22 protein-coding genes are annotated in these 23,139 nt (G+C 28.4%); 17 read left to right on the forward strand and 5 right to left on the reverse strand.

Annotation, left to right across the window (positions count from 1 at the left end; all coding sequences use genetic code 11):
- Positions 1-181: 181 nt before the first annotated feature.
- Positions 182-1,468, forward strand: coding sequence for a transcriptional regulator (locus tag JNUCC81_RS01860; RefSeq protein ID WP_454095063.1), 1,287 nt, complete (start codon positions 182-184; stop codon positions 1,466-1,468).
- Between the two features lie 57 nt (positions 1,469-1,525).
- On the opposite strand, the gene JNUCC81_RS01865 is transcribed toward JNUCC81_RS01860, so the two are convergent.
- From JNUCC81_RS01865 to JNUCC81_RS01880, 4 genes are all read right to left on the reverse strand, one after another.
- Entirely contained in the window at positions 1,526-2,839 is a 1,314-nt protein-coding gene (locus JNUCC81_RS01865; RefSeq protein WP_454095064.1) for a M20 family metallopeptidase, read from the reverse strand.
- 26 nt (positions 2,840-2,865) lie between these two features.
- Positions 2,866-3,336, reverse strand: a complete 471-nt coding sequence (locus tag JNUCC81_RS01870) for a hypothetical protein (RefSeq protein ID WP_454095065.1) — start codon at positions 3,334-3,336, stop codon at positions 2,866-2,868.
- A 21-nt stretch (positions 3,337-3,357) separates the two neighbouring features.
- Positions 3,358-4,203 carry a DUF3100 domain-containing protein gene (locus JNUCC81_RS01875; protein ID WP_454095066.1) on the reverse strand — a complete coding sequence of 282 codons (846 nt, stop codon included), beginning with the start codon at positions 4,201-4,203 and terminating at the stop codon, positions 3,358-3,360.
- Between the two features lie 298 nt (positions 4,204-4,501).
- Positions 4,502-5,851 carry a dicarboxylate/amino acid:cation symporter gene (locus tag JNUCC81_RS01880; RefSeq protein ID WP_454095067.1) on the reverse strand — a complete coding sequence of 450 codons (1,350 nt, stop codon included), beginning with the start codon at positions 5,849-5,851 and terminating at the stop codon, positions 4,502-4,504.
- Positions 5,852-6,222: 371 nt separating this feature from the next.
- On the opposite strand from JNUCC81_RS01880, the gene JNUCC81_RS01885 reads away from it, so the two are divergent.
- From JNUCC81_RS01885 to JNUCC81_RS01925, 9 genes are all read left to right on the forward strand, one after another.
- Positions 6,223-6,720 (forward strand): sigma-70 family RNA polymerase sigma factor, encoded by a 498-nt coding sequence (locus JNUCC81_RS01885; protein WP_454095068.1) that lies wholly within the window; start codon positions 6,223-6,225, stop codon positions 6,718-6,720.
- Positions 6,721-6,734: 14 nt separating this feature from the next.
- Positions 6,735-7,583: a DUF3298 domain-containing protein gene (locus JNUCC81_RS01890; protein ID WP_454095069.1), complete on the forward strand. Its 849-nt coding sequence runs from the start codon at positions 6,735-6,737 to the stop codon at positions 7,581-7,583.
- A gap of 91 nt (positions 7,584-7,674) precedes the next feature.
- A complete protein-coding gene (locus JNUCC81_RS01895; protein WP_454095070.1) occupies positions 7,675-8,565 on the forward strand; it encodes a LysR family transcriptional regulator in 891 nt (296 codons plus the stop codon).
- Between the two features lie 157 nt (positions 8,566-8,722).
- On the forward strand, positions 8,723-9,928 hold the full coding sequence (locus tag JNUCC81_RS01900; RefSeq protein ID WP_454095071.1) for an acetyl-CoA C-acetyltransferase: 1,206 nt from the start codon (positions 8,723-8,725) through the stop codon (positions 9,926-9,928).
- Between the two features lie 22 nt (positions 9,929-9,950).
- Positions 9,951-10,610, forward strand: coding sequence for a CoA transferase subunit A (locus JNUCC81_RS01905; RefSeq protein ID WP_454095072.1), 660 nt, complete (start codon positions 9,951-9,953; stop codon positions 10,608-10,610).
- Positions 10,610-11,269 carry a 3-oxoacid CoA-transferase subunit B gene (locus JNUCC81_RS01910; RefSeq protein ID WP_454095073.1) on the forward strand — a complete coding sequence of 220 codons (660 nt, stop codon included), beginning with the start codon at positions 10,610-10,612 and terminating at the stop codon, positions 11,267-11,269. The genes JNUCC81_RS01905 and JNUCC81_RS01910 overlap by 1 nt, the downstream gene beginning before the upstream one ends.
- 81 nt (positions 11,270-11,350) lie before the next feature.
- Positions 11,351-12,712 (forward strand): short-chain fatty acid transporter, encoded by a 1,362-nt coding sequence (locus JNUCC81_RS01915; protein ID WP_454095074.1) that lies wholly within the window; start codon positions 11,351-11,353, stop codon positions 12,710-12,712.
- 446 nt (positions 12,713-13,158) lie between these two features.
- Positions 13,159-13,821 (forward strand): hypothetical protein, encoded by a 663-nt coding sequence (locus JNUCC81_RS01920; protein WP_454095075.1) that lies wholly within the window; start codon positions 13,159-13,161, stop codon positions 13,819-13,821.
- 72 nt (positions 13,822-13,893) lie between these two features.
- Positions 13,894-15,267, forward strand: a complete 1,374-nt coding sequence (locus tag JNUCC81_RS01925) for a DUF3298 domain-containing protein (RefSeq protein ID WP_454095076.1) — start codon at positions 13,894-13,896, stop codon at positions 15,265-15,267.
- A 94-nt stretch (positions 15,268-15,361) separates the two neighbouring features.
- On the opposite strand, the gene sleC is transcribed toward JNUCC81_RS01925, so the two are convergent.
- Positions 15,362-16,636, reverse strand: coding sequence for a spore cortex-lytic germination protein SleC (gene sleC / locus JNUCC81_RS01930; RefSeq protein ID WP_454095077.1), 1,275 nt, complete (start codon positions 16,634-16,636; stop codon positions 15,362-15,364).
- A 124-nt stretch (positions 16,637-16,760) separates the two neighbouring features.
- Here sleC and JNUCC81_RS01935 point away from each other — a divergent pair, with 124 nt between their 5' ends.
- From JNUCC81_RS01935 to JNUCC81_RS01965, 7 genes are all read left to right on the forward strand, one after another.
- Positions 16,761-17,465, forward strand: coding sequence for a PrsW family intramembrane metalloprotease (locus JNUCC81_RS01935; protein WP_454095078.1), 705 nt, complete (start codon positions 16,761-16,763; stop codon positions 17,463-17,465).
- 97 nt (positions 17,466-17,562) lie between these two features.
- Positions 17,563-18,354 (forward strand): hypothetical protein, encoded by a 792-nt coding sequence (locus tag JNUCC81_RS01940; RefSeq protein ID WP_454095079.1) that lies wholly within the window; start codon positions 17,563-17,565, stop codon positions 18,352-18,354.
- A gap of 48 nt (positions 18,355-18,402) precedes the next feature.
- Positions 18,403-18,936, forward strand: coding sequence for a signal peptidase I (gene lepB, locus JNUCC81_RS01945; protein ID WP_454095080.1), 534 nt, complete (start codon positions 18,403-18,405; stop codon positions 18,934-18,936).
- Positions 18,937-18,944: 8 nt separating this feature from the next.
- Complete coding sequence (locus JNUCC81_RS01950; protein ID WP_454095081.1) at positions 18,945-19,706, forward strand: sugar phosphate isomerase/epimerase family protein; 762 nt, start codon at positions 18,945-18,947, stop codon at positions 19,704-19,706.
- Between the two features lie 42 nt (positions 19,707-19,748).
- Positions 19,749-21,416, forward strand: coding sequence for a nucleoside kinase (locus JNUCC81_RS01955; RefSeq protein ID WP_454095082.1), 1,668 nt, complete (start codon positions 19,749-19,751; stop codon positions 21,414-21,416).
- A 94-nt stretch (positions 21,417-21,510) separates the two neighbouring features.
- A complete protein-coding gene (glsA, locus tag JNUCC81_RS01960; protein ID WP_208332990.1) occupies positions 21,511-22,428 on the forward strand; it encodes a glutaminase A in 918 nt (305 codons plus the stop codon).
- Positions 22,429-22,510: 82 nt separating this feature from the next.
- Entirely contained in the window at positions 22,511-23,077 is a 567-nt protein-coding gene (locus JNUCC81_RS01965; RefSeq protein WP_208332989.1) for an ArsR/SmtB family transcription factor, read from the forward strand.
- Positions 23,078-23,139 lie beyond the last annotated feature (62 nt).

The raw sequence follows: 23,139 nt of genomic DNA on the forward strand, positions 1-23,139 counted from the left end.
GATAGATAAGGTATATTGCTGAAACATAATTGAGGTAAATTTTTATTATGATATATTTCAAACTTTAAAAATGAAAGTTTTATAACAAGTAAAATTAATTAAATATATATATATTTTACAATTAGGGAAAATTATGATATATATTGTTTATAAATATATAAAAGATTAAGGTGATAAATTAATGATAGTAGGTATTATTGGACCTTTAGACTCCAGTCAAAAAATATATGAATATTTATGCCAATTAGACAGAGAGATAGAAATCAAATTATATATAGGTGAGAGAGTGGTAGATACTCTAGATAAGATATCTATTTGTGAGAAAGAATGCGATGTAATTATATTTACAGGATGTGGAGTTTCTGAAGCTGTTAAATCTAAACATGAAGTTAAAAAACCAAATGGATTTGTATCAAGGGGTGGAACTAGTATACTAAAGGCATTTTGGGAAGTAAAAGAAGATAATATGGAGTTAGATAGATTTAGTATAGATGTAGTTGAAAATGAAATTTTAGAAGATATTTTACAAGAAGTAGATATTAACCATAAAGAAATATTTTCATTACCATTTTCTAATGAAATAGATGAAATGGAATATGCAAAATGGCATATAAATTTATATAAGCAAAATAAGATTAGTGTAATTCTAACAGGTTTTGCTGGGGTGTATAATGAAATAAAAAGGCAAGGTTACCCTGTATATAGACTACACGTAACAAGACCTCTTATAAAAGTATGCTATGAAAAAATTAAAAGCGAATTTGAATTAAATAAAGCACAGTATTCGCAAATAGCAGTAGAAGTATTGAGCTTAGCTGACTATAAGAGTAATAATGAAAACTATTACTCAAACATGATTAAAAAATCTGAAATGGATAAATTTATAGTTGAATATGTTAGAAGTATTCAAGGGTCTTTATTTAATTTTGGTAGAGATGAGTATATAGTTTTTGCTCATAAGGGAGCGGTAGAAAATATAGATAATTATAACAAGTTATTTAAATTACAAAAAGATATAAAAAATATAGGGTTTTCTTTAGGGGTAGGAATAGGAATAGGTGTTACTGCTTATCAAGCAGAAGCTAACGGATATAAAGCATTAAAACGTTGTAAAGATTCAGATGAATTTTATATATACTCAGTTGATGAAAATGATTTTATAAAAGGTCCACTAGGTCTTGACAATGAGTTAAATTATTCTTTAGTATCATCTAATGAAAAAGTAATGGATATAGCCACCAGGACCGGATTAAGCTGTGAATCTGTAGCTAAATTAATGGCAATAAATGAAATTAGACAAAGTAAAATTTATGATACCAAAGAATTAGCAAATTATTTAGATATAAGTGAGAGAAGCTCTAGACGTATATTAAATAAAATTGTATCGGCAGATTTAGGAAGAATATATGCAAAAGAGAGTAGCAAAGGTGGAGGAAGACCAAAAAATCTTATAGAGGTATTGTTTTAGATTTAATAAAAATAGGAACTTCTAATTAGAAGTTCCTATTTTTATTAAAATATTTAATTATATAGTTCTATCATATTTAGCTAAGAATCCTAAGTATTCTTCTTTAGTCATTACTGGAGTAAAATCAGATAATATATTATTAGCTTCTTTAGCTCCATCAAATAATAAATCTACAACTGTCATAGCCATTGACTTAGCAGGAACTATATATGCTAAATCTTCATCAACTATTTCAAAATCTCTAGTATGAAGAGCGCCCTTAACACCACCTATCATAGGATGAAGCGTTGGCATTAAGTGAGATATATCACCAAAGTCAAATGAACCTGTGAAATCTCCACCATCAACTATTTTTTCGCTATCTATACCTAATTCAACTAAGTTACTGCTAAATAAGTTGTCCATACTTCTGTAACGTAATATTGGTAAGTATCCAGGTATTTCAGTTAAGATAACATCAGCACCTACAGCCATACCACCAGCTATTAATGCTTTATTTATTCTTTCGCTTGCATCTATCATTCCATCTATAGTTCTAGCTCTAACATAAGACTCCATTTGAACATCAGCAGGAACAACATTTACTATGTCACCAGCTTTAGTTAAGATTGGATGGAACCTAACTCTTTCAGATTCTTTAAAAGTTTCTCTTAATGCATTTACATTATTTATAGCTAACATTGCTGCATTTAAAGCATTAACTCCGTCATATGGAGCAGAACCTGCATGAGCTTCCTTACCTACAAATTGCACTTTCTTTCCTATAAATCCATTACTTTCAGGACCAACTAATGCTTTATTTTCACCCATATCTAATGAATGGAACATCATAGACATATCTACATCATCAAAATAACCTCTTTTTACAAGTTCTTGCTTACCGCCAAAATAAGTTATTTCCCCATTATTTTTTAACTGTTGTCTGTATTCTAATTCTATAAATTCCTCAGCTGGAGTAGCCATGAAAGATATTTTACCGTCTAATGAATCAAGTACTCCACTTTTAACTAATCCTAAAGCAGCACCTAGCATACCAGCTATTTGTATATTGTGACCACAAGTATGAGAAGCACCTATGTCGTTAGCATCTTTATGTTCCTTGCAAGATATACCATCTAATTCACCTAATACAGATATATGAGGACCTTTTTTATCATTATTTAAAATAGCCTTACATCCTGTAACAGCTATATTTTTTTCAACTTCCAATCCTAATTCCTTATGTAAGAAGTTAGCTACAGCTTCAGTTGTTTTATACTCTTTGTATCCGTATTCTGGAGTTTCGTATATTCCACGACCCACTTCTATTATTTTATCTCTATTATCATCTATTGCTTTTATAATTAAATTTTTTAATTGTTGCTTATTCATAATAACCCTCCAAGTTTAATTTAAATTTATATAACACCTTGTATCTTTAACACAATGTGTCCTATAGACGCACAAGCGAAGAATATAGTTGTGAAAACTACTAATGATATAACTACTATCTTCCAAGACATAGACTTTAACTCTTCTATCTTATTACCAACAGATATACCAGCAAAAGCTAATAGTGGAGTAGTTATAGCCATAAAGTTTATATTAGCAACTTGAGCATTAAATACATCAGATACAGGATTACCTGGTACGCTAAGTATTAATCCTATTATTGTTGCAAATCCAAAAGCTGGGAATATTGATTTAGGAAATAAATCTTTTAACATCATAGCTATCATAGCTGCAAATATCATTATTAACATACCAGGAAGAGCTGTTATTATAGAAGTACCTCTACTTATAAATTGTCCTATAAGTATCATAGCTCCAACTATTAACATAACTACAAATTGGTATCCAGTTCTTTTTAAATTTATATTACTAAACATTTTAAATGCACCTCTCTTCAATTATGCTGTTTTATTATTTTTTTTACTATTTCTACCAAGTTTTGGTTCTAATATAGTATATAATTTGTTAGTTAATGGTAAAGTTATAAATACTAAGAATATTAGTCCTGTTAAACTAGACATCATGTTACTTGTAGCACCATAAGAAAGTATAGTATCAACCATTTCAGGATTAGATGCTATTTCAGGTACTTTTGTAAGTGCAGCTGATGCAGCGGTCATCATACTACCACTACCAACTCCAGTTGCCATACCTAATGCATATGGATGAAGTCCTGTATATATTGAAACTGAACCTAATATAGAGAAGTATATCGTACCGATAACTGTACCCATTAAGTAAGTACCTAAAACTCCACTACCTTCTGGTGAATTTATACCATATTTTTCAGATATAACACCTAAAGAAGTCTCACGGCTTATACTAGAACAAGCTCCAACAGCTTCTCTTTTAAATCCAAACCATAAAGCTAAAGGTAGTGCTACTAACGGAGCTAAAATATGTCCAAATTCTTGAGCTAAGAATGCAGGTCCTGCCTCTATTATTTTTGCTAAGTTAGGGCCAACAGTAGATCCATACTTTATACCTAATAGAACTAATGCTATACCAACAACATCACCAGCAATGTTGATTTCTTTTTCGCCAATCATTTCTTTTAAAGCTTTAATCTTTTTACCTAATAAATCTGGTGTAATTATAATTCCTACTATAACTGCATATAACATCGGGAATAAAACTAAAGCTACAGGGCCGATATTAACTGTATACTCACCGATGAATTCACAAGCTACAACTATAACGAAAGCTGTAATCATTAATTTGATAAGATTTTTATTGTTCTCCATATTTCCTCCCAAAATATAAAATTGTATTTGACATAATTATGAATAGGTTTTCCTTTGTGAGCTTAAGAAACGTTTACCTAAGCTTGAAAAAATATAAACATGAAAAATATTAATAATTAAAGTAGAGTACTTCTTAATATTTGACATGTCATAAATATGTCCTTAACTAGAGAATAAATTATATGTATATTTTTGTCAACAAGAAAATAAAAAAATATGTTTTAATTTTAAAAATATGGGTATAAGTGTCGAATGTTATTATAAAAAAGAGTGTGAATTAAGGCACACTCTTCAAAATTTAACTATTATATATTTTTTCATCAAGGCAATTTTCAGATTTAGCAACAAATATAGCAGTTGCAGCATCACCAACGACATTAAGAGATGTAACTAACATTTCAATAGGTCTATTTATAGCTAGTATTAATGAATATGCTAAAACTGCAGCATCATTTTGGTATCCCATACCTGTTAATACAGTAAATAATATAATTGCACCAGCACCAGGTGCAGCAGGAGTTCCTATTGAAGCTATTAATGCTAATAAAGCAATTATTAATATATTTCCAACTGTTACATTATATCCAGCGCTTGAAGCTATAAATATTGCGGCAACAACTTGCATTATTGCTGTACCGTTCATATTAATTGTCATTCCAAGTGGAAGTGTGAAAGAAGCTATTTCTTCATTAACACCTAACTCTTCAACTATTGTTTTAGTATTTAAAGGTAGGGTTGCTGCTGATGAAGATGTAGAAAATCCAAATAATGCTACTTTAGCTATTTTCTTTATAAATATAATTGGATTTAGACCCGTAGTTAAGAATATGAATAATGCATATCCAAAAGTTAAAAATATCAATAGCGCTATTGTAGCAGTTAGAACATATGCAAGAGCTGGTTTTAAGTGATCAACTCCGTATATTGCAAAAGTTCTTGTTATTAACACAAATATTGCAATAGGACCAAATTTAGTTATAATAAATGTTAAAAATGTAGTTATTATTTTATTGATATCTTGTAATAAATTTTTTAAAATTAATATTTGGTCGCCTAAAGTATTTATACAAAGTCCTGTAACAACTGCTAGGAAAACAATAGATAATACACGTCCGTTATCACTAAAGACAGAAGCTATATTATTAGGTATAGCTTGAACAAATACAAGCAATGGGTTGTTACCTGAGTTCCCTTGGCTTGAAGCTATATCGTTAATACTTACATTAAATAATCCAAGCTTATGGGCTGTAAGTCCGAATACACCAGCTAAAACTAATGCAAATACAGATGTAGCTAAAAATCCTAATATTGTTTTATATGAGATGCGACCTAACTTTTTAGTATCACTTATATGACACATGGCAAGTGTTATAGATGTAAATACCATAGGTACAATAACTAATTGTAATGAATTGATAAATAGCTGGCCAGCTATGTAAAAGATTCCTATTGCGCCGTTTCCATCATTGCTACTTATATCTTGGAATAATAATTTATTAACTAAAGACCAAGCTTCAGAGTTTCCGCTAGAGTTTAGATACTCTCTTAAGAAAATAAATGAAGTTCCAGCGATAAGCCCTAATATTAGAGCAAAAGCCATTTTGACAGCTAATTGATTAGAATTGTTTTTTATAGATTGAGTTTTCATAGTATCCTCCATAGGTTTTAATTTAGGACACCAAAAAACCTTAATACCGATAGTGATATTAAGGTAAAATACTACGTTATGTATATTTCCTTATTAGTCTCACGGGACTATCTTAAAGGTATCCTATGAAATTAAATATACATGAGAAATATTTGTGTGTCAATAATTCACGGAATATTTTCTACAAAATAAGACAATAATTATCATACAGTGCGAATATTAATAAACAAATATAAGAAAAAATAATATAATTATAAATTTAGATTATAAAAATAAAAAATAAATATAGATATTAACTAAAACTTTTAAAGATATTAAAATCGTCTATATATATGTAACTTTAAAGTTAGAAAGGGTAGTGATAGTTTAGAATGAAGTTACTGAGCTCAAGTAAAAAGAATAAAGAAAAAGAACTTAAAGACTATATAGTAGAAAATAAGGATTCATTTTATAGAATGGCCTATAGTTACACAAAAAATGAAGATGATTCATTAGATGTTGTTCAAGACGCTATATGTAAAGGCCTATCTAAAATAAGTGAACTTAAAGACATAAATTATATTAAGCCATGGTTTTATAGAATACTAACAAACAGCGCTATTGACTATATAAGAAAAAATAAAAAATATCTAGCATTAGATGAAGAAGACATAAGTAATAGGCACACTTATAGTGACACCTATAAAGATATAGATTTGCATAGAGCATTAGATTTATTACATGATGATTATAAAACTATAGTTATATTAAGATATTTTGAGGACATGAAGATACAAGAAATAGCAGACATATTAGACGAGAATGTAAATACTGTAAAAACCAGACTATATTCAGCACTAAAAAAATTAAAAATGGAAATTACAAATTAGAAAGGATGGAAAATATGATAGAAAATAAAAAAATGGAACAATTAAAAAATGAATATAATAATATTGAAATACCTGATAGATTAGAAGATGTAGTAAATGAATCATTAGGTAAAAAAGTAAAAAATAGTTTTAAATGGGTATCAGCAGCTGCTTCATTCGGTATCATTGTAGTATCTATAAATTTAAGCCCATCATTTGCAAACACACTAGAGAAAGTACCTGTAATAGGAGGTTTAGTTAAGGTTGTAAATTTAGCTAACTATAGAATAGAAGATAATGGATTTGATGTATCTATAAAATCACCTAAAATTGAAGGCTTAAAAAATAAAGAGCTAGAATATAAACTAAATAAAGCATTTGAAAGTGAAGGTAAAAACTTATATAATAGCTACCTAAAAGAAATAGAAGAGCTTAAAAAAGAGGGTATAGAAGGAAGAGAAATGGTTGATTCTTGGTATGACGTTAAGACAGATAATGATAAAATACTATCTTTAGCACTATATACTTATCATGCTCAAGCTTCGTCTAACACTGAAGGTAAATATTATACTATAGACAAAGAAAATGAAACAGTATTAACTTTAGAAGGTATGTTTAATGGATCAGATTATGTAAATGCAATAAGCGAAAACATTAAAGAGCAAATGAAAGAAAGAATGAAACAAGATAAAGATAAAGCTTATTGGCTAGATGATGAAATGGCAGAAAACTTTAAATCAATAAGTAAAGATCAAAAGTTCTATATAAATAAAAATAATGAATTAGTAATTTGTTTTGATAAATATGAAGTAGGTCCAGGATATATGGGAGTACAAGAATTTGTAATACCAAATGATATTGTAGCTAGCTTACAAAATAAATAAAATAAAGTCCCCACTAAAAAACAATTTAGTGGGGATTTTTAAATTCCATTAAACTATAATATAGGTATATATAACTAAAAGGATGATGGACATGAATATAAAGGACATAACTTATTTTATAGAAGTAGCTAAAGAAAGAAACTTTACAAGAGCTGCTAATAATTTACATATTTCACAACCAGCACTTAGTAAAGCTATAAAAATTTTAGAATATGAAACTAATACAAAATTAATAGAAAGGAACACTAGAAGTTTCAAACTAACGGATGAAGGAGAAATATTTTATGTAAATGCAAAAAAAGCATTAGATATTATAAATCTAGAAATATACAAATTAGAAGATAGTTTGATAGCATCTAAAAAGCACTTAACGCTAGGGTTGCCACCTGTTATAGGGAGTGTATACTTTACATCTATAGTTGCTGAATTTAAAGAAGAATATCCAGATATAGAAGTAAAAATATTAGAAGAAGGGTCTAATAACATAAAAGATAAAATTGAAGATGAAACAATAGAACTAGGAGTAGTAATACTTCCAGTAGAATCAAATAATTTAGTAACTACTCCAGTTACAGATGGAGAGGTTATGTTAATTGTAAGCAAAAAACATAAGTTATCAAATAGAAGATCGATAAATATAGAAGAGCTAAAAGAGGAAAAATTCATAACTTTTAATGAACACTTTATGATGCATGATAAAATAATAGATGCTTGTGAATCATCGGGATTTTTCCCTGATATAATAATACAAACATCTCAGTGGGACTTTATAATAGAACTTGTGGCACTTAATCAAGGCATAACTATAATGCCAAAACCTATCGTAGAAAGATTTAAAACTAAAGATATAAAAACTATAAAGATAAAAAAACCTGATATAAGTTGGGACATAGGATTTATAGTTAAAAAAGATAAATATATTTCAAAAAGTGTAAAAACTTTTATAAAATATGTAGAAAAAAAGCTAAATAAAAAAGACTGATTTTTATAAAAATCAGTCTTTTTTATTTATAACTTAAAGTTATAAGTATGTCAAATTATGGAATTTCACAAAGGAGAATACTAGAACTATACTAATCTTAAAGAGCAGGTGTACATAAGTTTAAAATTTAAAATAAGATTTTTAGGGGGAAGTATTAATGTCTAAAATATATATTGTAAATGCTAAAAGAAGTCCAATTGGAAAATTTTTAGGAAGCTTATCTAAAGTATCAGCGGCTGAATTAGCAGCCCAAGTTATGAGGTCAGTTATAGAAGAAAGTAAAATCAATCCAAGTGATATAGATGAAGTAATATTAGGAAATGTATTATCAGCAGGTCAAGGTCAAGGCATAGCAAGACAAGCAGCAATATTTGCTAATGTTCCTAATGAAGTACCAGCCTATACAGTTAATATAATTTGTGGAAGTGGAATGAAATCAGTAATGACAGCATATTCTCAAATAAAGGCTAACATGGCAGATTTAATAATAGCAGGTGGAGTTGAAGTTATGTCTCAAGCACCATATATAACAGGTATAGAGGCTAGACTAGGAAATAAAATGGGAGGTATGCAACTTAAAGATAGTTTAATAAATGATGGACTTACGGATGCATTTAATAATTATCATATGGGTATAACGGCTGAAAATATAGCTGAGAAATATAACATATCTAGAGAAAGACAAGATTTATTTGCTATTAAGTCTCAGGAAAAGGCTATTACATCTTTAGATGGAGGAAGATTTAAGTCAGAAATAGTTCCAATAGAAGTGAAAAGTAGAAAGGGATCTACTATTGTTGATACAGATGAATATCCAAATAGAAGTACATCATTGGAGGCGTTATCTAAGTTAAGACCAGCATTTAAAAGTAATGGAACGGTTACGGCTGGTAATGCTTCAGGAATAAATGATGGAGCAAGTATAATAATTGTGGCGTCTGAAAAAGCAGTTAAAGAGTATGGTTTAAATCCAATAGCAGAGATAATATCTGTTGGTCAAGGTGGAGTTGATCCAGCGGTTATGGGGTTAGGCCCAGTACCTGCAATAAAAGAAGCTTTAAAAAGAGCAGATATGAAAATGGAAGATATAGATTTAGTTGAGCTAAATGAGGCATTTGCAGCTCAATCTTTAGGAGTTATAGAGGAACTTAAAGAAAGTCACAATGTAGATGATAAGTGGTTTGAAGAAAGAACTAATGTAAATGGCGGAGCTATAGCATTAGGTCATCCATTAGGTGCATCAGGAGCAAGAATAATTACAACTCTTATACATGAAATGAAAAAGAGAGGTTTAGAACATGGATTAGCTTCACTTTGTATAGGCGGAGGAATGGGTACTTGTGTGATAATTAAGTCAATTTAATTAAGAATGGGGGATATAAATTATGAAAAATAAAATTATAGATTTAAGTAATTTAGGGGACTTAGTTAAAGACTCTATGACAGTTATGGTAAGTGGATTTATGGGGTGTGGAAGCCCTCATAAAATAATAGATGAATTAGTTAAATTAGGTGTAAAAGATTTAACTTTAATATGCAATGATACAGGATTTGTAGATTATGGAGTGGGTAAAATGGTTGTTAATAATCAATTTAGCAAGATAAAGGCTACTCATATAGGATTAAATCCAGAGGCTATAAGACAATTAAATGATAAAGAAACGGAATTTGAACTTATACCACAAGGAACTATGGCTGAAAGAATAAGAAGTGCAGGGTCTGGACTTGGTGGAGTTTTAACACCAACAGGAATAGGAACATTAGTAGCAGAAGGTAAGGAAACTATTAACATAGACGGGAATGAATTTTTATTAGAAAAACCATTAAAAGCTGATATAGCTATAATAGGAGCTAGTAAAGTAGATAAAAAAGGTAATGCATACTACAGTGGCTCAGGTAGAAATTTTGCACAAGTAATGGCAACTGCAGCAGATACAGTAATAGTTGAAGCTGATGAAATTGTAGAAATTGGAGATATAAATCCAGAACATGTAATGACGCCACATATATTCATAGATTATATAATTGATGGGGGTGTGAAGTAATGGATAGAAGTCAAATAAAAGGATTTATAGCAAAGAGAGTAGCTAAAGAATTAAAAGATGGAGATGTAGTAAATTTAGGAATAGGTCTACCAACGCTTGTACCAAATTATTTGCCAAAAGATATAGATATAACACTTCAATCAGAAAATGGATTTATAGGAATTGGACCTACTCCAGATAAAGATAAAGAAAATAAATATATAGTAAATGCAGGTGGTTCACCTGTGACTATAAATGAGGGAGGAGCATTCTTTGATAGCTCTACATCATTTTCAATTATAAGAGGAGGCCATGTTGATATAACAATATTAGGAGCACTACAAGTTGATGAACAAGGTAATCTTGCAAATTGGATGATACCAGGAAAGTTGGTTCCAGGAATGGGTGGAGCTATGGATTTAGTAGTAGGAGCGAAAAAGGTAATAATTGCAATGGAACATACTGCTAAAGGAAAAGCTAAAATTTTAAAAGAATGTAAACTACCACTAACAGCTAAAGGTCAAGTGAATTTAATAGTAACGGAAATGGGTGTTATGGAGGTAACAAGTGAGGGGTTAATTTTAACAGAAATTAATAAAGAATTTACCATAGAAGATGTAAAAAATGCCACAGAAGCACAATTAATAATAAGTGATAATTTAAAAATAATGGAAGATTAATTAAGTTTTATAAAGTAACTAATAGCCTAAGTTTAATATCTTAGGCTATTAGTTAAAAGCATAATAAAAGGGGGAAATAGTGTGTTCAAAAAATTTACAAATGGCTGTGTTAATATTGTCCAAAATTACTTACCAGATCCGTTTTTATTTTGTATTATAATAACTTTTGCAATATTTATTTCAGGAATTATATTTACTGGTCAGGGTCCTATGGATATGGTTTTACATTGGACTAGTGGATTTTGGAGTTTGTTAGCTTTTACAATGCAAATGGCATTAGTACTTGTATTAGGTCATACCCTTGCAAGTGCTCCAATGTTTAAAAATGCACTTAAATCATTAGCGAGAATACCAAAGTCTCCAACTCAAGCTATATTAATGGTAACTTTTATATCATCAGTAGCATGTTTAATAAACTGGGGATTTGGGCTAGTTATAGGAGCAATATTTGCTAAAGAATTAGCTAAAGAAGTGGATGGAGTCGACTACAGATTACTTATAGCATCAGCTTATTCAGGTTTCTTATTATGGCATGCGGGTCTTTCAGGGTCAATTCCTTTAACAGTAGCATCAGGTGGAGAAGCAGTTGTGTCTGCTACGGCAGGAATTATAGGAGCTGAAGGTATTTCTACAAGTAAAACTATATTCTCTTTATCTAATATGGCCATAGTAGGTGTATTAGTTATAACACTACCTCTTTTAAATAAAGCAATGCATCCAATAAAAGAAAAAGTAGTAGTTATAGAGAAAGATTTATTAAAAGATGATGATGAATTTATAGAAATGCAAAGAAATGAAATGACTCCAGCGGATAAATTAGAGAATAGTAAAATAGTTACTATAATAATGTCAATAATGGGTTTTGCATATATAATATATTTCTTTATTAATAATGGATTTAACTTAAATTTAGATATAGTAAACTTTATATTTTTATTTTCAGGTATAGCACTTCATAAGACTCCAAAAAGATTTTTGCATGCGTTAGGAGGAGCAGCTAAAGGGGCAGGTCCAATAATGTTACAATTCCCATTTTATGCAGGAATAATAGGAATGATGACAGGTGTAAATGCTGAAGGTATTTCTTTAGCAATACTAATATCTAATTTCTTTGTTCAAATTTCAACAACAGTTACATTCCCAATGTTATCATTTTTAAGTGCTGGTATAGTAAACTTTTTTATACCATCAGGTGGTGGTCAATGGGCAGTTCAGGCACCTATAATGATGCCAGCTGGAGCAGCACTTGGGGTAGATCCAGCTAAAACTGCAATGGCCATAGCTTGGGGAGATGCATGGACGAATATGATACAACCGTTTTGGGCATTGCCAGCATTAGGAATTGCAGGTCTTGGTGCAAAAGATATTATGGGTTTTTGTTTAATAGATTTATTATACTCAGGGATAATAATATCAATGGGACTAATGTTTATAGGAATGTAGATAATAAGCAATTAATAGCCTAAAGTATAAACTTTAGGCTATTTTGTTAGTATAAAAATGGGCGCAATAAAATGTATTAATTTAAAGTACTTTATTTTTTTCTTAATAATGTTATCAATTGGATAGTTGCTAAAAAGCAAACAAGAGAACATATACCTATAAAAATATATCCCACACTATACCCATATTTTAGTCCAACTTCTACACTGTATATATCTCCAAGTTTTTTATCTCTAAGAGAATATATCAGTATTACATTCTATATACAATTAATAATATTTTTTTATATATAATTTCATTTATTCTTTATAGTTAAAGTAATATTAAGATAGTAATTGTATAAATTTATTATTTTGTTTTATAAAAATAATAAATTTATAGAGGAATAAAGGAATTGTGCGAAGAAGGATTGATTAAGTTTATTATAAATAAAAAGGAGAAATGCTGTGAAAAAGGGAGATTTTATTTGGATTGGAGTACTTATACTATGGATAGTTATACTAATTGAGCCAAGGTCTAGGGAAATTTTCATATCAACAACAGAAAGCTATCCATATATGGGAGGTTTTTTTAAGTTTTTAATTTTAGCTACTATGGGAGATTTACTTGGAGTAAGAATTATAAATCGCTATTGGAAAAAGCCAAATGGAATTATTTATAAAGCTATAATTTGGGGATTTATTGGAGTTGTAACAACATTAGCTTTAACTGTGTTTCCAGCTGGAGTAGAAAAAGCTCAAGAAATTGGCAAATTGCCTTTTAGAGGTTCTTTATTCTCTCATGCATTATTAACTAGTATAGTTATGAATATATTGCAATCTCCAGTTATATTTTTATTCCACAGATTTACGGATACATATATAGATGAGATTTATCTTACTAATAAAAAGGATGTTTCATTATCATACTTAGTTAAAAAAATAGATTGGTACAGATATGTTAGTTTTACTTTATTAAAAACAATTCCTTTATTTTGGATTCCATGTCACACAATAGTATTTATGCTACCTTCAGAATATAGAGTAATAGCATCAGCATTTGCATCTATTGCACTTGGACTTATATTAGCTATGGCAAATAAATCTAAAAAAGATATAGCGCTATCTTAATAAAATACTATGTATGAAAACATATAAAAACTCTAAATATAATAGGTGAATTGTATTTAGGAGGAACAATATATGAAGCATACAAATAATTTCTTAAAATCAATAACTATAATAACTATAGGAATACTAATAATATCAATAGTAAAACAAGGCAAGTTTAATAATATAAAAGATATAATGCAAACAAATTTATACCAAGGACTAAGAACAGTGAAGGTAACAGGAGAGAAAATCAAGATAGATGGTAAAAATACTTCAATAGCTATAAAAATGCCAAAAATTCATTACCAAAATTATGAGGTTGAAAGATATATAAACGCATATATAAGAAAAAGTGTAAATGAATTTGTTAATCATCAAAGACAAATAGGAGAATTAAGAAAAGAAAAAAAGAAGAGGGATATTAGTATAAATTATCATGTAGCTTTTGAAGATAGTAATTTACTTAATATAGTAATATATAGAAATACAAATGAAAAACAAAAAGATGTTAAACTTGAAAAGGATAGCTATATATTTGATTTAAAAACTGGGCAGAGGGTGTATATAGATAATTTTTTAAAAGATAATAGTGACTATGATGAAGTGATTAAAAATTATATAGATAATTATATAGATAAAAATAAGTTAAAGATAGATAAAGAAAAAATAAATATCAATAAGTATACTAACTATATAATCACAGATGGAGGTATTTCAGTTTATTTTAATCCTTATAAAGATAGTAAAGAAAAAGGGATTTATGAATTTAAAATACCATACGAAATATTTAAAAACAAAATAAAGATAATAGAAACGGATGAAATAGTAGCAAATGTAGATACTCAAACTATAACTAAAAATAATAAATATATTAATAGTGTAATTAATATACCTATAATAATGACTTCGAATAAAGATATAGATTATGGTATAAATGAAAAGATTAGAAATGATATAATGCAATTTTATGATGTATCTCAAAAAGAGGCTGAAAGTTATTTTCAAGGTATGCCAGATGAGCAAAATAAATTTGTAGCAAATGTAGATTTTGAAGTTAAGAAAAATAGTGATGATATGTTAAGTATAATGGTAAAATACTACAAGTATAGCGGAGGGGCCCATGGTTATTATGAAGATATAACTTATAATATAGATATAAAGAGTGGTAAAATATTAGTACTAAATGATCTATTTAAAGAAAAATCAAATTATAAAAAAGTAATAGATAATGAAATTAGAAAACAAATAGAATATTTAGGTAAGAAGGATCCAGAGACTAAAGGGGTTTATCAATTTAAAGGAATAAAAGATACTCAAAAATTTTATATACAAGATGACAATTTAATTATTTACTTTGATTTATACGAAATAGCTCCTTATGCAGCAGGAATACCAGAATATATAATAAATATAAATACCATAAGCCATATAATTAAAGATGAATATATAGATATTTTCAAATAACTACTTAGCAATATATTTAAAAATATAGATTAAAATATTTATAGTAAAAAAGTGTCTCAAATAATAGCTAAATTATTTTGAGACACTTTTTTTACTAAATAGTTGGGTTTAAAGATGCTATTTTAGTTACTGCAACATAAACCCTTGATATTTCGTACCAAGTTTTAAAGTCTACAACTCCTGACTGAGGTAATCCAAATATTTGTTGGAATGTTTTAACTGCACTAGCAGTACTTTCACCATATATTCCATCTTCTCTAACCTTTGGTATAGCAGGATAAGAGTTTGATATTGCATTGAGTTGATTTTGTATAGTTCTAACATTTTTACCACTAGACCCAACCTGTAAAGTTTCGCCAGGGAAAGATATAGGTACACCGCTAACTATAGGTGCTTTTTCAAAAATAATTTCATCTCCATAAAAATATCTTAATATAGACTCATAATCCATTCCTTGATCTCCTAAATCCTTACTTCCCCATTGAGTCATTTGGTTAGGACACTGAGATTTTTTACCATCACAATATTGAGCAAGCAATGGCTGTCTAGAAGTAGGAGGTCTTTTTATAAAAGTATTAAATATGTCATCAACAACAATGCTTATAGGATCAAAGAAGTTTCTATTTTTCATAAATTTATGGTCAAAGTTTGTAGTTGAAGTTATGGTAAAGCTATATCCTTTATTTCTATACCATTCAGTGAACACTCTGTTTAATGTAAATGAAATTATAGCTATTACGTTTGCATAAATTGTCTGAGTAGGCCATGTAGAATATATTTCAGAAGATGCTACGTTTTTTATATAGTCTTTAAATGGAATCCAATAATTTGGAGCAGATGTATTTTCAGGAAGTCCATCATGAACAACTATAAATTCTGGAACAACTGGGTTATCTAAAACGACAAATCCAGTTGGTGGTGGTAGAGGTTTTAAGCTACTTTCAGGTATCTTAGGAGGGTAGTCTCCGTATAATGTATGATCTGGAATAATGAAAACTTCCTCATTTTGTCTAGAATATGAACCTCTAGCTCTACTTCTTGGTGGCATAGGAACGGTTTGTCTAGCGCCAATTGTAGGCAATAATTGAGTACCGTTGATAATTACAGTTTCATAGCCATCAGCAATTGCCTCAACAAGATATTCGCTATAAGGTCTAACCTGAGCGTTTGGATCTAGTGAATAATCAATATCTGGAGCTGGTAGAGCTAAGTTTGTGACTTGACCGGATATGTTAGTTTTTAAATTTTGATGAATTGGTGTAGCAGTTTCTCCGGGTCCTGGAATTGAATAAATATTTACTGTAGCATCTACAATTGGTCTATTATTCGAACTGTCAATAACACTAACTGTTAAGAATCCATCTTGCATGTAATCACCCTTTCTTTTAACAATTTAGTAATCTCTTATATTTATAGTATGAATAAGTTTATTATTTTGTTAAGAAAAATGGAAATAATATATATAAAATATAAGAGAGAAGGACATTAACTTTATGAAATTGAACCTATTAATATTATCTATCGCGCCTACAATAGCACTTATAATATGGTGTTATTTAAAAGATAAGTATGATAAAGAGCCCATAATTATTTTATGTAAATTTTTTATACTAGGAGCATTTATAAGTGTGATTGCTATAATAGCAGAAGATTTTTTAATTGGCATAAATAGATATAGTGGATACTCTAACTTGCTATATATGTCATTTATAGTAGCAGGATTGACAGAAGAAGGCCTTAAGGCTTTAGTTTTAATACCGAATTTATTAAAAGAAAAAAGCTTTAATGAAAAACTAGATGGAATTATTTATTCTATATTTTTATCTTTGGGGTTTGCAACTGTTGAAAATATAATTTATATATTTTTTGAAGAATCCAAAACTGCAATTGAAGTAGGAATGGTGAGGGGCATAATATCTGTACCAGCACATATTATGTTTGCAATTACAATGGGATACTATATTTCTAAGTATAAGTTTAGCAATAAGGTTATTAAAAAGAGAGAATATATATTTATGGCTATTTTAGTTCCTATTTTATTACATGGGACTTTTGATTTTATAGCAATGATAAAATATAATTTTTCCTTTGTAGTTTTTTTCATTTATATAGTACTTTTGTGGAAAGTTAATTTAGATAAAGTAGATGAATATAGTAAAAACTCTAGAAAAAGATTTTTCAAAAGACGTAAAAAATAAAAATAGAATTTTTTAGAGAAGGTATATTTATTGTTGATATAGTTTAATAATAACTTGTAAGTACATTTAGTTAAAAGTATTTAGGAGGAATTATATTGTGAGTTCTTTAGACAAAAATCATGAATATTTAATATCAAAATTTTTAAGTCGTTATGACTATGATGCAGTATTAGAGGTTTTAGAAGAAGCAGGAGTAATAGATGGAGATTTATATTTATTAATGGAATCATGTAAATATGCTTTAAATTTTGACTTTAAAAAATCGTTAGAATTTATAGAACAAATGAGTGGTCAAATAACGTCTAGAAGTGAGATAAATGAGTTAATGGAAAATTTAAAAAATCTAAAATTAGGTGAACCTGAGGATATATTATCGGAGTTAATAGAAAATATAAAAATTCAAGTTGTAAAGGGAGAGTATATTGATTACTTGGGAAGACTTTATAGATTAAAAGAGGCATTATTTAAATATATATTTGTAAGTAGCAAAGAATCAAAGAATTATAAAGTATGTATGTATGGGTACATGGTATCAAAGAAAAATATTTTATATACATTGAAAAAGAAGTATAATATATATAATGGAAATTTAATACATGGAGTAACCAATTATATAAATAGAAATGTTAAAAAGACTAAAAGAATGGAAAAAGTAGTTGAGATATTAAATAGTGATAGATTAGAAAATTTAATAAAACTAAGAAATGAAAGTCCAGTTGGTCATGGCTTTAAGGGAGTAAGTAAAGAAGACATTGAAGAAATATATGGTGATCCTATGGAAGTCATACAAGATTTAGTTAAAGCCTGTGAACTATTAGACTTAGGCATTAAAATGAACAAGTATGATAATATTAATGAGGTAGCAATACATTTAATAGGTAGCTATTAAAAATTTACCTTATTTCAATAAAACTTAAATTTAGAGGAGATGATAGGGATGAGTGACAAATTCAAGAAGGAAGCAATAGAATGGATTAAAATAATTGCTACGGCTCTAGTATTTGCATTTATAATAACTCAATTTATAAAGCCGACATTAGTAAGAGGAGAGTCAATGTATCCAACACTGGAGGAAAATGACTATCTTATAATAAATAGAATGTCATATAGAGTTGGAGAGCCTAAGCAAGGGGATATAATAGTATTTAGTACAGCTTTATTACAAGATGATGGGAGTGCGAAAGATTTAGTAAAAAGAGTAATAGCTGTTGAAGGAGATCATATAAAAATAGAAAATTCTAATGTGTATGTAAATGATAAACTTATAAAAGAACCATATATTCATGACAATTATACAGAAGGAGCTATAGACATGGTAATACCAAAAGGAAAGGTATTTGCTATGGGTGATAATAGAGAAAAAAGTCTAGATAGTAGATATGAAGATGTAGGGTTAGTTGATGAAAAAGATATAATGGGAAAAGTAATGGTTAGATTATTTCCATTTAATAAAATTGGAACAATAAAATAGGTGTTGATATGATAATAGGAATTTCAGCATTATTATTTAATATAGAAGAAGCTTTAGATTTATGTGAGAATATATCTGATATAAAACATATAGAATTAGGTATCGATAATTTAAATGAATGTACTAAACTTTATAAATATAAGGATAGAATCGAAAAGTTAGGATTATCTTTAAGCATACATTTACCTATGGAATTAAACACTTGTGAAAATGTAGAATATATAAGAAAATCATGGATAAATTTTACTAAAAATATTAGTAATGATTTAAAGGATTTTGACATAAAATATTTTAACCTTCACTTAGGCTATGTAATAAGTAATAGACTAAAGAAAAATAAAGAAAGATACTTAGATAATAGCACCGAATTTTTAAAAGAACTATGTGAAGAGATAAATTATGAAATAACTATAGAAAATGTATATTCTAATTGTGGAGATTTTTCAAATGTAGGTAACACAGTTTATGATTTTGAATATATATTTAAAGTGATAAAAAATAATAATGTAGGGTTTTGTTATGATACAGGACATTATTTGATTAATAAGGATGATTATATAGAGTCTCTAAAAGACAAAATAAAAGTAATTCATTTAAGTGACAACGATGGTATAGATGATATACATATAGGTATAGGCAGAGGTATATTACAAAAGAAGCACATAAAAGAAGTGCTTAGAATAGAAGCTAAATATTTAATTTTAGAAATTAATTATGAACATATAAAAGAAACTATAAACAAATTAAATGCTATTAAGGGAGAGGTATAAATACCTCTTTTTCCTATATATAGGGAAGAAAGGATCATTACTATGAAAACTATAAATTTATATGTAAATAAAGATGTTGAAAAATTTAATTTAGAGGAAAACTCTTCAAGTATATTATTAGAGGATATAGCTAAGGAAGTAAGTGATAAATACAATGGATATATAACTTTGGGAATTGTAAATAATAAATTAAGAGAATTAACATATGAAATTGATGATGAATGTGATCTTAGGTTTTTAGATACAACAGATATGGATGGTCGTAGAGTTTATACTAGGACTGTGTCTTTTATATTTATAATGGCATGCAAAGAGCTATTTGGAGATAAAAGAGTGGTAGTAGAACATTCTTTATCAAAAGGTTTATATTGTGATGTGCATATAGATAGAGAATTAACTGAAAAAGATATAGAGAATATAAAAGAAAAAATGCAACAAATAATTGATTCTAACTATAAAATAGAAAAAATATCTACAACAAAGAAAGAAGCAATTAAAATATTTGAAGAAAATAAAATGTATGAAAGAGCTAAACTTCTAGAATATAAAGAGTATGATGATGTGAAAATATATAAGTGTAATGGAATGATAGACCATTTTTATGGATACATGCTTCCATCAACAGGATATATAAAAACATTTAATCTTAAATTATATAAAAATGGTGTAATAGTATTAGGTCCAAGTCCACAAAATAAAAATATTGCTATTGAATTTGAGCCACAGCCAAAATTAGCAGATGTATATCAAGAAGCAGAGCAGTGGTCTAATCTTTTAGGAGTGGATAAGGTTATAACACTTAATAAAATTATAGAAAATAAAGAATATCCAGAAATAATAAGAACAGTAGAAGCTTTACATGAGAAGAAGTTGTCTCAAATTGCAGATGCAATAAAAGAACAAGAAAAAAGAGTAGTACTTATAGCAGCGCCTTCATCATCAGGTAAAACTAGTTTTGCTCATAGATTATCTATACATCTTAGAGTTAATAACTTAAAACCTGTATCAATATCATTAGATGATTATTTTGTTAATAGAGAAGATACACCGTTAGATGAGTTTGGAAATTTTGATTTTGAATCTATATATGCAATAGATTTAGAAAGATTTAATTCAGACTTAAAGAAATTATTAAATGGAGAAGAGATAAGTCTTCCTAAATTTAATTTTAAAATTGGTAAAAGAGAAGAAACAGGTAAGAAATTAAAGATCGAACAAAATCAACCTATAATATTAGAAGGAATTCATGGATTAAATCCTATGTTAACATCATCAATAAAAGATGAAGATAAATTTAAAATATATATAAGTGCTTTAACTCAAATAAATTTGGATGATCATAATAGAATACCAACTACTGACTTAAGACTTATAAGAAGAATGGTTAGAGATTATAATTTTAGAGGATACAGTGCAGAAAAAACAATTATGCAGTGGCAATCTGTTAGAAGAGGAGAAAATAAAAATATATTCCCATATCAAGAAGAGGCGGATGTGATATTTAACTCTGCATGCGTTTATGAACTATCAGTTCTAAAAAAATACGCAAAACCATTATTAGAAGAAATAACAAGAGACAATGAAGCATATATAGAGGCTAATAGATTATTAAAATTGCTACAATATTTTGTCGAGTTAGAAGACATATCCGATATACCTTTAACTTCTATAATAAGAGAATTTATAGGTGGAAGTAAAATAGTAGATTAGATATAGAAGTCCTGATATTGACATAATATCAGGACTTTTTGTATTATAGTAGTACTATATATTTCGAAATATAACTAAATAGGGAGGTAATAATATGGAAAAAATCTTACATGACATATTAGACAGAAATAGAAAATACACAAACTATGGACAAGTTGCAAGTTATATACCGGAATTGAAGAATGCGCGTATAGATGATTTAGGGATATGCATAATAGACAAAAATAATAATATATATAAAGCAGGAGATTGTAATACTAAGTTTACTATACAAAGTATATCAAAGACAATAGTGCTTGCGATGGCTCTTATGGACAATGATTGGTCTTATGTTTTCTCTAAAGTTGGCATGGAACCAAGTGGAGATCCGTTTAACTCTATAATGAAGCTAGAGACTAATGATACGAAAAAACCTTGCAATCCAATGATAAATGCAGGAGCAATAGTTACAACATCTCTTATAAAAGGTAGTAGTATAGTTGAAAAAGAAGAAAGAATGTTAAAATTTTTTAGACGATTAGCTAAAAATGATAATATAGGAATAAATTATGATGTATATAAGTCAGAAAAAATGAGCGGTGATAGAAATAGGGCTATGGCTTACTTATTAAAAAATGATGGATTTATAGAAGGTGATGTGGAAGAAGTACTAGATTTATACTTTAAGCAATGTTCTATAGAAATAGATGCAATAGATTTAGCAAGAATAGGAATTAATCTTGCAAGTTATGGAGTAGATATTGAAACTGGAGAAAGATTAATAAGTGAACGTGTTTCAAGAATGGTAAAAACATTTATGGTAACTTGTGGTATGTATGATGCATCAGGAGAATTTGCTATAAAGGTCGGAATACCTGCAAAGTCGGGTGTCGGAGGAGGAATACTTGCATCTGTTCCAAATCAAATGGGAATAGGAGTTTACGGTCCGGCATTAGACAAAAAAGGAAATAGTGTGGCTGGAGTTAAGATATTAGAAGACTTATCACAGAAACTAAAATTAAATATATTTTAAATTATGGAATTTTTTGACAACTTACACTACTTCATATATAATTAACTTACATTAAAATAAATTTTTTATGGGGGTGGGAGAGATGAAAGAAGTATTAGTATTACGAGATTTAGAGTGCATAAAGGCAATAGCACATCCTCGACGAATAGATATACTAAAAACTTTTAATAAATCACCGCTATCAGCAAAGCAATTGTCTCAATTATTAGATGAACCTCATGCTAAGATTAACTATCATATAAAAACACTTTATAAAGTAGGAATTTTAGAATTAGTTGAGGAAAAAATTAAATCAGGTATTGTTGAAAAGTATTATTATCCAAAAGCAAAGCACATAGTAATTGGTAAAAATGTTATAGATTTTTCTTTAGATGATGAATGTGACCGTGAAGAATTGTATATATCTAAATTTGAAAATATAAGTGAACTATTTTACCAAGCTGCAGAGGAAGATGGATTAGAGAATAATAATATAATCGATTATAATAACATTTATCTTAACCGAGAAGAATTAAATGAACTTAATGAGACAATAGAATCAAAATTAAAAGAGATTTTAAGTAAGAAAGAAAAAATTAGTGAAGAAGCTGCATATGATCTAGTTATACTAGCTGTGCCGCTGTCAAAAGAGGAAGAGTACAATATATAATAAGTATCAATTTTGTTGATACTTATTTTTTTGGGTATAATTAAAGTATAATATCGTTTATA

This window comes from Faecalimicrobium sp. JNUCC 81 (genome assembly GCF_053667625.1).